This is a genomic window from Thiorhodococcus mannitoliphagus (genome assembly GCF_010915725.1).
GTDB classification, from domain to species: domain Bacteria; phylum Pseudomonadota; class Gammaproteobacteria; order Chromatiales; family Chromatiaceae; genus Thiorhodococcus; species Thiorhodococcus mannitoliphagus.
In genome coordinates this window covers 1-11,913 of record NZ_JAAIJR010000148.1, presented here as the reverse complement: position 1 = coordinate 11,913, position 11,913 = coordinate 1, and the positions used below count along the sequence as shown (strand labels likewise).

The 11,913-nt window shown below is 65.0% G+C and carries 15 protein-coding genes; 13 read left to right on the top strand and 2 right to left on the bottom strand.

The features are described 5' to 3' along the window. Window positions 1-218: 218 nt before the first annotated feature. Complete coding sequence (locus G3480_RS29110) at window positions 219-341, bottom strand: hypothetical protein (protein ID WP_276611746.1); 123 nt, start codon at window positions 339-341, stop codon at window positions 219-221. A 277-nt stretch (window positions 342-618) separates the two neighbouring features. On the opposite strand from G3480_RS29110, the gene G3480_RS22400 reads away from it, so the two are divergent. The 13 genes from G3480_RS22400 to G3480_RS22340 all read left to right on the top strand — a co-directional run bounded on the left by G3480_RS22400 (window position 619) and on the right by G3480_RS22340 (window position 10,782). Then, complete coding sequence (locus G3480_RS22400; protein WP_164656256.1) at window positions 619-936, top strand: RuBisCO small subunit-like domain-containing protein; 318 nt, start codon at window positions 619-621, stop codon at window positions 934-936. A gap of 424 nt (window positions 937-1,360) precedes the next feature. Continuing rightward, complete coding sequence (locus G3480_RS22395; RefSeq protein WP_164656255.1) at window positions 1,361-2,776, top strand: form I ribulose bisphosphate carboxylase large subunit; 1,416 nt, start codon at window positions 1,361-1,363, stop codon at window positions 2,774-2,776. 59 nt (window positions 2,777-2,835) lie between these two features. Continuing rightward, a complete protein-coding gene (locus G3480_RS22390; protein ID WP_164656253.1) occupies window positions 2,836-3,177 on the top strand; it encodes a ribulose bisphosphate carboxylase small subunit in 342 nt (113 codons plus the stop codon). A 60-nt stretch (window positions 3,178-3,237) separates the two neighbouring features. Further along, entirely contained in the window at window positions 3,238-5,505 is a 2,268-nt protein-coding gene (locus G3480_RS22385) for an alpha-carboxysome scaffolding protein CsoS2 (RefSeq protein WP_164656251.1), read from the top strand. 29 nt (window positions 5,506-5,534) lie between these two features. Next, window positions 5,535-7,109, top strand: coding sequence for a carboxysome shell carbonic anhydrase (locus tag G3480_RS22380; protein WP_164656249.1), 1,575 nt, complete (start codon window positions 5,535-5,537; stop codon window positions 7,107-7,109). Beyond that, a complete protein-coding gene (locus tag G3480_RS22375; protein ID WP_164656247.1) occupies window positions 7,106-7,351 on the top strand; it encodes an alpha-carboxysome shell vertex protein CsoS4 in 246 nt (81 codons plus the stop codon). Before G3480_RS22380 ends, G3480_RS22375 begins: the two co-directional genes overlap by 4 nt. Window positions 7,352-7,353: 2 nt before the next feature. Further along, entirely contained in the window at window positions 7,354-7,617 is a 264-nt protein-coding gene (locus G3480_RS22370) for a carboxysome peptide B (protein ID WP_164656245.1), read from the top strand. Between the two features lie 94 nt (window positions 7,618-7,711). Next, the gene (locus G3480_RS22365) at window positions 7,712-8,026 is read left to right on the top strand and encodes an alpha-carboxysome major shell protein CsoS1 (protein ID WP_164656243.1); all 315 of its coding nucleotides are present in this window, start codon (window positions 7,712-7,714) and stop codon (window positions 8,024-8,026) included. Window positions 8,027-8,165: 139 nt separating this feature from the next. After that, window positions 8,166-8,483 (top strand): alpha-carboxysome major shell protein CsoS1, encoded by a 318-nt coding sequence (locus tag G3480_RS22360; protein ID WP_164656241.1) that lies wholly within the window; start codon window positions 8,166-8,168, stop codon window positions 8,481-8,483. 78 nt (window positions 8,484-8,561) lie between these two features. Next, window positions 8,562-9,014: a ferritin-like domain-containing protein gene (locus G3480_RS22355; RefSeq protein WP_164656258.1), complete on the top strand. Its 453-nt coding sequence runs from the start codon at window positions 8,562-8,564 to the stop codon at window positions 9,012-9,014. 62 nt (window positions 9,015-9,076) lie between these two features. Beyond that, window positions 9,077-9,409, top strand: coding sequence for a 4a-hydroxytetrahydrobiopterin dehydratase (locus G3480_RS22350; protein ID WP_338114203.1), 333 nt, complete (start codon window positions 9,077-9,079; stop codon window positions 9,407-9,409). A 26-nt stretch (window positions 9,410-9,435) separates the two neighbouring features. Beyond that, window positions 9,436-9,648 carry a hypothetical protein gene (locus G3480_RS22345; RefSeq protein ID WP_164656237.1) on the top strand — a complete coding sequence of 71 codons (213 nt, stop codon included), beginning with the start codon at window positions 9,436-9,438 and terminating at the stop codon, window positions 9,646-9,648. 126 nt (window positions 9,649-9,774) lie between these two features. Continuing rightward, complete coding sequence (locus tag G3480_RS22340) at window positions 9,775-10,782, top strand: LysR family transcriptional regulator (protein ID WP_164656235.1); 1,008 nt, start codon at window positions 9,775-9,777, stop codon at window positions 10,780-10,782. Between the two features lie 84 nt (window positions 10,783-10,866). Here the strand turns inward: G3480_RS22340 and G3480_RS22335 are convergent, their stop codons facing one another. After that, the gene (locus G3480_RS22335; RefSeq protein WP_164656233.1) at window positions 10,867-11,541 is read right to left on the bottom strand and encodes a cysteine hydrolase family protein; all 675 of its coding nucleotides are present in this window, start codon (window positions 11,539-11,541) and stop codon (window positions 10,867-10,869) included. Window positions 11,542-11,913 lie beyond the last annotated feature (372 nt).

Genomic DNA, 11,913 nt, shown 5'->3' with positions numbered 1-11,913 from the left:
GCCATGATGCGTTTCCTGAGATGCATAAGTGGCTTGCACGCTATCCCAAGAAGCCACATCAATGCAAGGCCGCACTCGGCGCGGGTGATTTCCTCCGCCATCCGTCTCGGGCACCCCTAAGAAAATGCCCATCAATTGTTTCCCGATGCGAGCGATGCCGCCCGAAATCCCCCCTGCCCCCCTTTGCGAAAGGGGGGAAGTTGTTGATGGACACTTCCTCAGGCCGAAACCGAGTCGTCCAGACGTGACAGGACCCAGAGGCGTTCAGCGGGCATCGCTGCCTTGAAGTCGCTACTCGTAAAGGTATCGACCACGGCGCCAAAGGTCGCGACCTTCGCCATGAGGTCGCGGTGACCGGGGCTGCGCGAGCGGCCTGCAGATCCTGCCCGCCCTCGGATGCATCACCCCAAGGCTTTGCTGTCCGACTGCCATTGACCTTAGTCAATCCAAGGGCCGTCAAATTTGAATTTCCTACTTTCTTACTCAGGAACTACGCTTGGACCTGTCGTTGGGCTAGCCGTCCGCGATCACGCAGGAACAGCCGGGGCCGAAACGCAGACAGCAAGAATCCATGGGGCGCCGGGCTCGCTCGACCACATTGACACCGAAGGAGACATCATGACCACGCATCCGCAAACTGCTCAGCACACAGAGACTAGCGGCGCTCCGAGCACCGAAGCGGCCATTCTTGACCGTCTCTCCCACTGCATCGACAGAAGTTGCGTGATCTGCGTCGAGCACGCAGCCAGCATGCAGCCGAGACTCACCCATTGGCAGACATGGGAAAAGCCCCAGTGCTTCAACGGTGACCTAGGATCCATCTACGCCTCGATCGAGGACTGCCGGCGTAAGCATGCCGACCACCACATTCGTCTGAGCGTCGAGAACATGACCTGGCGCAGCCGGCTGTCGCTCGCGGTCTACCGCCCCCACTGATCCACCCCGCTTCAGCAAGCCTCTCTCTTCCTCCCCTCAACACCTAGCGGTTTCCCGAAATCAACCGGAACAGCCGCTCCAAGCCTGCGTAGCCAGGCCATCCTGGCCTGGTTTGCTAGGGCTGGAAGCCCTGGCTACATAAAACCGATAGGTGGTGAGCTTCCTCCCTTTCAGGGGCAAGGACGCCCAACGCAAGCCCACCTGGGCTCTCCCCTTTCTTGCCGTTCCAAGACGCCGTCAGCGCGCTCATGCCGCAAGCCGTTCGCATCCTTGGCACGAATCTGGCCAATCGCAAGCAGCACCCTCCAGACCGATATATCGACTTCTGTCGATGGGTTCCATTTCCCTTATTGATTGGAAGTGAAAGGATGACCCATTTACATTCTCCGCACATCGAGGCCGCATCCATAGAACGGAGTGAATCATGAGCACCAAGACCTACGACGCGGGCGTGAAAGACTACGCACTCACCTACTGGACCCCGGATTACGTCCCTTTGGATTCAGACCTTCTGGCCTGCTTCAAGGTGACGGCCCAGTCTGACGTCCCGCGTGAAGAGGCTGCGGCCGCAGTCGCGGCGGAATCCTCGACGGGCACCTGGACCACGGTCTGGTCGGATCTCCTGACCGATCTCGACTATTACAAGGGGCGCGCCTATCGCATCGAGGACGTGCCGGGCGACCGCGAGAGCTTCTATGCCTTCGTCGCCTATCCGATCGACCTCTTCGAAGAGGGCTCTATCGTGAACGTGCTGACCTCGCTGGTCGGCAACGTCTTCGGCTTCAAGGCGGTGCGCGCTTTGCGCCTTGAAGACATCCGCTTCCCGCTGCACTACGTCAAGACCTGCGGCGGCCCGCCGAACGGCATTCAGGTCGAACGCGACCGTATGGATAAGTACGGCCGTCCCTTCCTGGGCGCCACGGTCAAGCCCAAGCTGGGGCTCTCCGCCAAGAACTACGGCCGCGCCGTGTACGAGATGCTGCGCGGCGGTCTGGACTTCACCAAGGACGACGAGAACGTCAACTCGCAGCCCTTCATGCGCTGGCAGAACCGTTTCGAGTTCGTCTCCGAGGCCGTGCGCAAGGCCCAAGAGGAGACCGGCGAGCGCAAGGGGCACTATCTCAACGTCACCGCGCCGACCTGCGAGGAGATGTTCAAGCGGGCGGAGTTCGCCAAGGAGCTTGGCGCGCCCATCATCATGCATGACTTCCTCACGGGCGGCTTCACGGCCAACACCAGTCTCGCCAACTGGTGCCGCGATAACGGCATGCTGCTGCACATCCACCGCGCCATGCACGCCGTTATCGACCGTAACCCCAAGCACGGCATCCATTTCCGCGTGCTGGCCAAGTGTCTGCGCCTCTCCGGCGGCGACCATCTCCACACGGGTACGGTCGTGGGCAAGCTCGAAGGCGACCGCCAGTCGACGCTCGGTTTCGTCGACGCGCTGCGCGAATCCTTCGTGCCCGAGGACCGTTCGCGCGGCCTCTTCTTCGATCAGGACTGGGGCGGCATGCCGGGCGTCATGGCCGTGGCCTCTGGCGGTATCCATGTCTGGCACATCCCGGCGCTGGTGACCATCTTCGGCGACGACTCGGTGCTGCAGTTCGGCGGCGGCACCCAGGGCCATCCCTGGGGCAACGCGGCGGGCGCAGCGGCCAACCGGGTCGCGACCGAGGCCTGTGTCAAGGCACGCAACGAGGGTGTCGAGGTCGAGAAGAACGCCCGCGAGATCCTCACCGAGGCCGCGCGTCACAGCCCCGAACTCGCCATCGCCATGGAGACCTGGAAGGAGATCAAGTTCGAGTTCGACGTCGTGGACAAGCTGGACGCGGCCTAAGGCCCGCCCCACAGGACTCAACGCCAGAACCCCATTCGACCTGAGAGGACAGAAACGCTATGAGCACCGCCAGCACCATGGGCGATCACGCCACTATCGGCCGCTACGAGACCTTCTCCTACCTGCCTCCGTTGAACCGCGACGAGCTGATGGAGCAGATCCTCTACATCCTGGAGAACGGCTGGAACGCCTCGCTCGAGCACGAGCACCCGAGCAAGGCCTTCGAGTACTACTGGCCGATGTGGAAGATGCCCTTCTTCGGCGAGCAGGATCCAAACGTCATCCTGGCCGAAATCGAGGCCTGCCGACGCAGCTACCCGGATCACCACGTCCGCCTGGTCGGCTATGACACCTACGCCCAGAGCAAGGGGCACTCCTTCCTGGTGTACCGGGCCATCTGATCCCGGCATCAAGACGAGTGACCAATCGACCCACTTCTCAGAACTGCGCGAGAGGCACGCATGGACAAGACTGGTAGCAATACAGGTCTCACGGGGCGGGAGGCGTCCCGCGCACGGCGTCGTGCTATCGCGGCCGGCGGAAAGCTCAACCGGGCGGCTCCAGCCGCCGCAACGGCGAGCCCTCGGGCGAGGCAACGCACGGCCGACCGCGACCAAGCTGTCACCCGCCCGGAGGCCGCACCCGAGGCAAGTCCTCGGCCGGCCGCACCGGCGCCCAAGCTTGAGCGCGCCCGCAATCGCAAGCCTGTCGTGAATCAGGGTCGTGAGCGTTCGATCCAAAGGCGCGAGCGGCTCACGCGGGGCAAAGCGGGCGCCAGCACCCAGGCGGCGGTTGATCTGAAGGCGCGCACACGCGGTCTCAGCGGCCGGGATGCCGCCATCGCACGGCGTCGCGCCATCGCTGGTGCGGACGCGCCGGCGGCGCCCGTCACGGCAACGCCCGAGCCCCCAACGCCGACCAGGCGCGAGCGCGCGAAGGCCGCAGCGGCGAAGCGCGAGTCGGAGTCGGCGCGACCGGCAACCCCAGAGCGGCGCGGTCGCACTGCCCGTGCTCGCGCGACCAGTGCCAAGAAGGTCGGCTCATCGCGCGGCCGCATGGCCTCCATGGCCAGACGGGCGGCGATGGCGGATCGCGGCAAGACGGGGGTCGAGGCGCTCGGCGGTCGTTCGCGCAACGCGGCGGCGACCACGCTGATGCGCAATGCTGGCGTCAGCTCTCGGGAGATCGCCAAACGGGTGCGCGAGGAGCGCTGCGAGCACGGTAAGTGCGGCAACGCGGGTCCACGCCCGAGCGGCCGTCCACGGCCATCGTCGCGCGGCGATGCCGCGGGCGCGCCCGCCAAGGTCGAGACCAGCGAGACTGCTTCCGGACAAGCGGTGACGGGTACCAAGGTCGGCCGCAGCGTCCGCACCACGGGAGATGAGGCCGGCAGCTGTCGCGGCGTCACCGGCACCGAGTATATGGGTGCCGAGCTGTTCCAGGAGTTCTGCGACATCACACCCGAGCCAGCACCTGGCAGGGCGAGCGCCGTCACCCAGACCCAGCACGGCCAAGCCATGACCGGCTCTCAAGTCAATCGCAACGCCAAGGTTACGGGCGACGAGACGGGCGCGGGGCGTGTGCTCACCGGAACACCCTACACAGCGCCTGGTCCAGAAGGTGCTCCGCCTAAGGTCCAGCGCACGGAGACCTTCCGTGGCGGCTCGGTGACGGGCTCCGTGATCGGACGCCGCGAGCGCATGACGGGCAATGAGCCCGGCAGCTGCCAGCGCGTGACCGGTGACGAGTACCTCGGCGCCGAGCAGTTTCGGTCCTTCTGTAAGTCCGACCCCGAGCCGAGTCGCGGCCCCAAGGTTGGCGTCGATGCCACCTGGCATGGCCAGCAGGTGACGGGAAACCAGGTTGGGCGCTCGCACAGTGTGACCGGTGATGAACCCGGCGCCTGCGAGATCGTCACCGGAACCTCCTATCTCGGGGCCGGCAACCTACTCGAACACTGTGGACCCAAGGTTGCGCAGGCCATGGCGATGCGTGCAAGCGCGCCAGTCAGCGCTCCTGGCGCCGCCCTCACCGGCCTCCAGCCGGGCATTGATGGGACCATGACCGGCGCGGCCAAGGGCGCTTGCCAGTCCGTGACGGGCACACCCTACATGGGCCGGGATCAAGCCTTCGCGGTCTGCGGCGAGGGTGCCGAGGCGACGCCGGGCAGCCCAGACTTTCCCCAGCCGCTCCACGGCGGCAACTGGGATGCCTTCAGCGTCAGCACGCCGGCACGCACTGCGCCCGCCAAGGAGAGCGCTGGCACGGTGACCGGGACTGCCTATGACAGTTCCGCCAGCCGTATCACGGGCCCCTTCGACATGGCTATGGACATGGTGACAGGGACGGAGAACTTCCGTCTACGCAACGGCGCCGTCACGGGCTCCGGCACGGGGCGCACCAAGGCCGCGATGCCCTCCCCCGCAACTCAAGCGCCGGAGAGCGCGCCGGGCGAGCCGCGTCCACGCATCACGGGCGAAGGCATGGATGGCGGGTCGCGCATCACCGGCGACGACTGGGGTCGCAACGAGCGTGTGACCGGGACCGAGGGCAAGTCGGCGGCCGGGCGCAACCCGACGCGACGGGGCCCGCCCCTGGGCGCCTTCGCGGGTGCACGTGCCTTCCGTGACGCTCAGGACCGCAGCGCGCCAGAGCAGCACATCACCGGTAGCAGCGGCAGCACTGACCGCGGCGCGCTGGTCACGCTGTCCGGCGGGGCTAGGGGCTGATCGGGCATAGGGATCGAGGAGCATAGGCGATGAATTCCAGCAAGCAGTCCCGTCGTCGCACCCGCGCCCCGCTGTACAGCAGCGTCAACGGTTCGCGGGCCTCGCGCCCCAGCGCTGCGCGTGCAGCGGCACCTGTGGTGCCCGCGATGGCGAGTGCAGCGCACACGGCGCCGCCCGCCGTGGCGGCCAGCGTCGGGGCGAGCAGCCAGCACCCCCTGACGCGACAGGACGACAACCGCCGTCTGCGTAGCTACGAGACTGGAATCAAGGACGGCTTCGCCCGCATCGTGCCGACCCTCAAGGCCATCGCGGCTCGCCAGCACGAGCCGGGCTTCGAGACCTGGGCACAGGAGGAGAGCCGCAAGACGCTGGGATTCGAACTGCCGGCCGAACTGCTGCGGAATGCCTGGATCGGCAGCCTGGATATGCGCGCGCTCTTCGCCCATGCCACCTTCGAGACCTTTCGGTCCTCGAGCACGGGCTACTTCGAGACCGACCCCTTGGAAACGCGCCGCCAGTCCCAGGCCTATCGCGACTTCCTGCTCGAATGCGGCTTTCACGCCATGAACGTGACGCCCTGCTCGGACGGCCGCTTGGCACACGCCATCAGCTATGTGCTGCGGCTGCCCATGGGCGCGGTGCGCCGCAAGTCCTACGCCGGCGCCCTTTTCGACGTCGAGGAGGCACTGCAGCGCTGGTCCAGCGTCGAGTTGAGCCGATTCCGCGAGGGAGTGCCGAATCTGGCCGACGCACCGACCCGCTATCTGAAGACCCTGGTCTATCACTACAGCAGCCGCGATCCAGAACACCAGGGCTGCGCGGCGCACGGCAGCGACACCCGCAAGGCCGCCGCCGCCGGGCTCGAGAAGCTCCGAGACTTTCGCAGGGCGGTCGAGAGCAGCTACTGCTGCGGCGCCTCCATCGCGGTGCTGCTGGTCGGGATCGACACGGACACCGACAGGCTGCGCCTGCATCTGCCGGATGGAACGGGTGAGCCCGACCTGGACCGCTTCGTCGATGCCGGGGGCCTTTACCGCGAGACCCTGGGCCTCGCCCCGGATGCCGCCCGAGCCCGAATTCGTGACGTCATCGCCCAACCGAGTGACGGCGGACCAGCGCCCGAGGCCGGCATGCAGCGGCTCATGGCGCGGCTCGTCGAGAACAATGTGTCGCAGATCGACTATGTGCGCGCCTACGCAGGCGGACACTACCCGGACGCCGGACACGAGGAGCGCTTCATTGGCGTCGGCGCGGACTTCGAGGAGATCCACCTGCGCAACCTGACCTACTTCGCCTACATGCGAACCCTGGAGGAAGGCGCAACCGACCTGGATGTCGGCATCAAGATCTTCCGTCGGCTCAATGTCGCGCACGGGCTCCCCATTCCCGTCGTGCTGCGCTTCGACTACTCGGGTCAGGTCCCAGGGGGGCGCGAGCGGGCCATCCAGCGCTGCGCGCGGGTCGCCGAGGCCATCGGCGCACGCTATCCGGATCTCACCAAGCAAGGCTTGATCCAGACCTATTGGACGGTCCGCGACACCAGCCGCCACAGCCCCATCGAATGCGTCGGTGGCTCGCTACCTGGCCTGGAGCAGAGTGTATGAAGATTTGTCAGGTCGAAAAGCCCCTGGTGGCGACCAACCGCATCCCTGGGCTAGAGCATCGCCACCTGCAGGTGGTGCGTGACGGTAGCAGCAAGGCGGTCGCGGTCGACGCCGTCGGCTGCACGCCAGGCGACTGGGTGATCTGCGTCGGCAGCTCGGCCGCGCGGGAGGCTGCGGGCCACAAGGAGTACCCCAGCGACCTCACCATCGTCGGCATCATCGACCACTGGAAGGAGGACTGAGGGTGGACATCATGCAGGTCGAAGATTCTTTGGTGTGCTCGCGCCGCGTGCCCGGTCTGGCGAATGTCTCGCTGCGGGTGCTGCGCTCACGCTCGGGCAGCCGCGCAGTCGCCGTGGACACCATTGGGACCCGGCCAGGCAACTGGGTCTTCACGATCAGCGGCTCGGCCGCCCGTCTGGCGGTCGGCAGCAAGATCCTCACGGACCTGAGCATTGGCGGAATCATCGACCGTTGGGACGAGGATTCACGCGCAGCGCTGGACTAGCTCCAGCAGAGTTGGAAACGTCCAGGTCAACTGGCTTAGGCGGCGCAGGCCGCCCTTTCTGAACGATCTTTCTGAAACAGAGGAGCAACACGCCATGGCCAACGAACACTACGGGATTGCATTGGGGATGATCGAAACCCGCGGTCTGGTGCCCGCCATTGAGGCGGCGGATGCCATGACCAAGGCCGCCGAGGTGCGCCTCGTTGGTCGGGAGTTCGTCGGCGGCGGTTATGTCACCGTGCTGGTGCGCGGGGAGACCGGCGCCGTCAACGCCGCGGTGCGCGCAGGCGCCGATGCCTGCGAGCGGGTCGGCGACGGCCTGGTCGCGGCCCACATCATCGCCCGCCCCCACCGCGAGGTGGAGCCCGTCCTGCCCATGGGCAGCCCAGATAACAAAGAGGCGGCCTAAGAACAGCGGCCGAACGAGCCTGGACTGAGGGGCGTGAGGGGCGCGGCGCAGATCAGCAAGAGCGCCACAAAATTTCGGTGGACATCGCCGGGGCGTGTCCACCCCAACTATCACTTAATCAATGTGAGGAACGACAACCATGGCCAGTGAAAGTTACGGTATTGCGCTCGGCATGATCGAGACGCGTGGATTGGTGCCCGCCATTGAAGCGGCGGATGCCATGACCAAGGCTGCGGAGGTGCGGCTGATCGGTCGGGAGTTCGTCGGCGGCGGCTATGTCACCGTGCTGGTGCGCGGGGAGACCGGCGCCGTCAACGCCGCGGTGCGCGCAGGCGCCGATGCCTGCGAGCGGGTCGGCGACGGTCTGGTCGCGGCACACATCATTGCCCGCCCGCACCGCGAGGTGGAGCCCGTGCTGCCAGAGAAACCGGCGGATACGGGCACGGCTCGGGCTTGAGCCTGACGGGGTGGACGAGCGCCTGCGCAGTCCACCGAAGCCCACTGAGGATCGACGAGCATGACAGCAACGCCCACACTGGTCAGCCCCAGGGTGCTTGGCTACCTGGGTCGCGCCATGAGCCATGAGCTGAGCGCCGTGCAGCAATACCTCACCCACGCCGGACTGGCGAAACTCTGGGGCATGGATGAGGTTTGCGAGCACTTCCGCCGGGAGGCGCTGGAGGAGCAGGAGCACGCCGAGCGCCTAACCAATCGCATGCTGCAGCTCGGCGCCATGCCCAATGCCTCCCAGCTCACTCCGGTGCGTGCCGGCCCATCGCTGATTGAGCTGCTCGAGGCCGATCGCCTGTTGGAACTGCGCGCGGTGGAACTCTACCGCGAGGCGGCCCAGTACTGCGCCCTGATCGGCGACACGGAAGACCGCGCCCTCTTCCACGGGCTGCACGACGAGGAACTGACCCATGCCCGCGAGATCGAGACGTGGCTGGATCGGCTGCGCCGCGAATATGCCCTGGCGTGGAACCGCTGAGTCGGCCGGGTAGCCGCTAGGCTTGACGAGCGCGAGCCAAGTCCACCCGAGCCAGCGCCAAGATCGGTGGGCCGCACCTGCTTGTCCACCCGACAAACCATGAAGCACTGGAGGAAGCCATGAGCATCGCACAGGACCATTGGAAAGAGCGTAAACGCCCTGCCCGTCTCGAGCGTCGGCTCGAATTCTCGGACTACGAGGAGACCCGCGACTTCTTGGAGGCACTCGCCGACGTCAGCGAGTCCACTGGAAGTTACCCGGACATCAGCTTCGGCCGCACCCATGTCAGCCTCACCATTCAGGCCGACGAGGAATCCGGCGCCATCACCCTAGACCAGCGCGCATTCGCACAGCGCGTCGACGGACTGGTCGCGAGTGCGTCCTTGCCCGCTTGACCGACCGAGGACCAAGGAACTCAGGCATGACCAATGAAACCCAGCCCCCCGAGCAGACGCCGGCGTCCAAGCCCGCGACGGTCGCCAAGCCAGCAACGGTCGCCAAGCCAGTCACCAAGACCAAGAGCACGGAGGGGATTAGCAAGCGCACCAGCACCAGGCGCGCGGCGAGCCGTCCACAGGCCAAGACCGCGTACGATCACGGCTATCGTTCACGCAACCCTGTCTGGCCTGATTGATCTACCGCTGACCGACCTTCCTCGCTGGCACGGGAGTTGAAGGCGTGCAGCGTGCCAGCAGTCACGGACGGAATGCGGAAAGCCGATCTCTAAAACCGCGATCATCGCACCCACGCCGAGCTGCCCATGTACGAGTCAATGCTCAATCTGGTCCGTCACGTCAGTCTGCGTCAGCTTCAGGTGTTCGAGGCCATCGCCCGCCTGGGTAGCTTCACCAAGGCGGCGGACGAACTCTATCTCACGCAGCCGACGGTCTCCACGCAAATCAAGCGTCTGACCGAAGTCATCGGCCTGCCCCTGTTCGAGCAGATCGGCCGACGCGTCTATCTGACCGACGCGGGGCGCGAGCTGGAGACCATGGTCAAGGAGATCTTCGACGTCCTCGACCGCTTCGAGATGAAGGTCTCCGATCTCAAGGGGCTCAAGCGGGGCTATCTCAAGCTCTGCGTCATCACCACCGCCAAATATTTCGCTCCGGAGGTGCTCGGCCGCTTCTGTCAGCAGCACGTAGGCGTGGACGTCGCGCTCAAGGTGACGAATCGCGACAGCGTGCTCGAGCGACTCGCAGCGAACAAGGACGACCTCTATATCCTCGGGCAAGTCCCAGACCGGGACTTCGAGCTGACGGCACATGCCTTCGCGCCGAATCCGCTCTACGTCTTCTCCCATCGCGATCACCCCCTGACGAAGGAGCGCAACATTCCGGTGTCGCGACTGGCCGAGGAATACTTCATCATGCGCGAGCCCGGATCCGGCATCCGCGACTGGGTCCTGAAGGTGTTCGAGGATGGCAACGCCAAGCCTCGGGTCCGCATGGAACTCGGCAGCAACGAGGCCATCAAGCACGCCATCTCCGGCCAGCTCGGCGTCTCCGTCCTCTCGCTGCACACCCTGGCCCAGGAAGCTCAGCAAACGCCGCTGCGCATCATCGACGTCCAGGGCTTCCCGATCGAGCGCGAGTGGTATGTGGCGCACGCCAAGGGTAAGGAACTCTCCGTTGTTGCCCGCGCCTTCATGACCTTCCTGGACCAGGAAGGCAACAACCTACGCAAGCAGCTCGACAAGACCTATGCGCGCCTCACCAGGGACTGGGAGAGCAAGGGTAAAAACACCCCGATTGGGGCCGCCTCTTAGGCGATTTCGGTCAAAGCCCATCCCCGCTGACTTGCCTCAACTTCCGCCGGTTCTTCATTGAAGACGCGGGCCGCAGTTGGCCAATCAGCTCAGCCCCATGACACCGACAAGTTCGTCGCTGCTCATCACATGGCAATAGATCATGTTGATGATCTCGAGTTCACGTTGGTGCAGCGCCTCGGTACCGGCAGCGCAGCAGTCTTCCAGCAAGACGACGAAGAAGCTTTCGTCGGCCAGGCTGCGGACGGTCGATGACACGCATTGATCCGTATAGATGCCTGTGACGATAACGTTGCGGATGCCCATGTTGTTGAGGACCAGACGCAGGTTAGTGCCTGTGAGCGCGCTGTCAGTCGTCTTGGTCACAACGATCTCGCCCGGCGCCGGGGCCAGTTCCGGGATGATCTGAGAGGCCTCTGCCGTTTGCGGCATCAGCAGGTTGTTCCAGCCCGGCAGCTTCTGGCTCAGAGAGCGGTCACGTCCGTCGTCGAGCAGGCAGGCAATGCGGGCGTGAATCACGTCGATCCCGTTGTCACGAAAAAGCGCCTGCATCGCACGCAGCTGCGGGATGACGGTGCCGCGCATACGCTGATGGAAAGGCTCCCAGCGGGCGCGCTCGGCGGGATCTTCGGACAGCACCATGCCGTAGTTCTGCACGTCGATGCAGAGCATTGCTGTCTCGTGCGGGAGCAGCGTCGGCTCATCCGGCTCGGGTGCGCACTCATAGTAGAAGGATCGATAGGACGTCTTCCAGCTCATGCATTCAACCTCGCTCGCGTTGAGAAATCTCTGGGCCAGGAGACGTCTGGAGCACACCTGCCCAGCGACCCTCCTCGGCCGCGATGCCAATTCTTGCTTAGAAAGTGACCATCAACAACTTCCCCCTTTCGCAAAGGGGGGCCAGGGGGGATTTCGGACGGGATCGCTCGCATCGGGAAACCATCAACAACTTCCCCCCTTTCGCAAAGGGGGGCCAGGGGGGATTTCGGACGGGATCGCTCGCATCGGGAAACCATCAACAACTTCCCCCCCTTTCGCAAAGGGGGGCCAGGGGCATAGCCGTCAGGCTAAGAATAGCCAACGTTATTCATTTTCCATAAACCATTTATATTTCAATCTATTGAACAACTC

Coding starts and splice junctions, on each gene's coding strand:
- G3480_RS29110 (WP_276611746.1), bottom strand. CDS start 341: ATGGCGAAGGTCGCGACCTTTGGCGCCGTGGTCGATACCTTTACGAGT.
- G3480_RS22400 (WP_164656256.1), top strand. CDS start 619: ATGACCACGCATCCGCAAACTGCTCAGCACACAGAGACTAGCGGCGCT.
- G3480_RS22395 (WP_164656255.1), top strand. CDS start 1,361: ATGAGCACCAAGACCTACGACGCGGGCGTGAAAGACTACGCACTCACC.
- G3480_RS22390 (WP_164656253.1), top strand. CDS start 2,836: ATGAGCACCGCCAGCACCATGGGCGATCACGCCACTATCGGCCGCTAC.
- G3480_RS22385 (WP_164656251.1), top strand. CDS start 3,238: ATGGACAAGACTGGTAGCAATACAGGTCTCACGGGGCGGGAGGCGTCC.
- G3480_RS22380 (WP_164656249.1), top strand. CDS start 5,535: ATGAATTCCAGCAAGCAGTCCCGTCGTCGCACCCGCGCCCCGCTGTAC.
- G3480_RS22375 (WP_164656247.1), top strand. CDS start 7,106: ATGAAGATTTGTCAGGTCGAAAAGCCCCTGGTGGCGACCAACCGCATC.
- G3480_RS22365 (WP_164656243.1), top strand. CDS start 7,712: ATGGCCAACGAACACTACGGGATTGCATTGGGGATGATCGAAACCCGC.
- G3480_RS22360 (WP_164656241.1), top strand. CDS start 8,166: ATGGCCAGTGAAAGTTACGGTATTGCGCTCGGCATGATCGAGACGCGT.
- G3480_RS22345 (WP_164656237.1), top strand. CDS start 9,436: ATGACCAATGAAACCCAGCCCCCCGAGCAGACGCCGGCGTCCAAGCCC.
- G3480_RS22340 (WP_164656235.1), top strand. CDS start 9,775: ATGTACGAGTCAATGCTCAATCTGGTCCGTCACGTCAGTCTGCGTCAG.
- G3480_RS22335 (WP_164656233.1), bottom strand. CDS start 11,541: ATGAGCTGGAAGACGTCCTATCGATCCTTCTACTATGAGTGCGCACCC.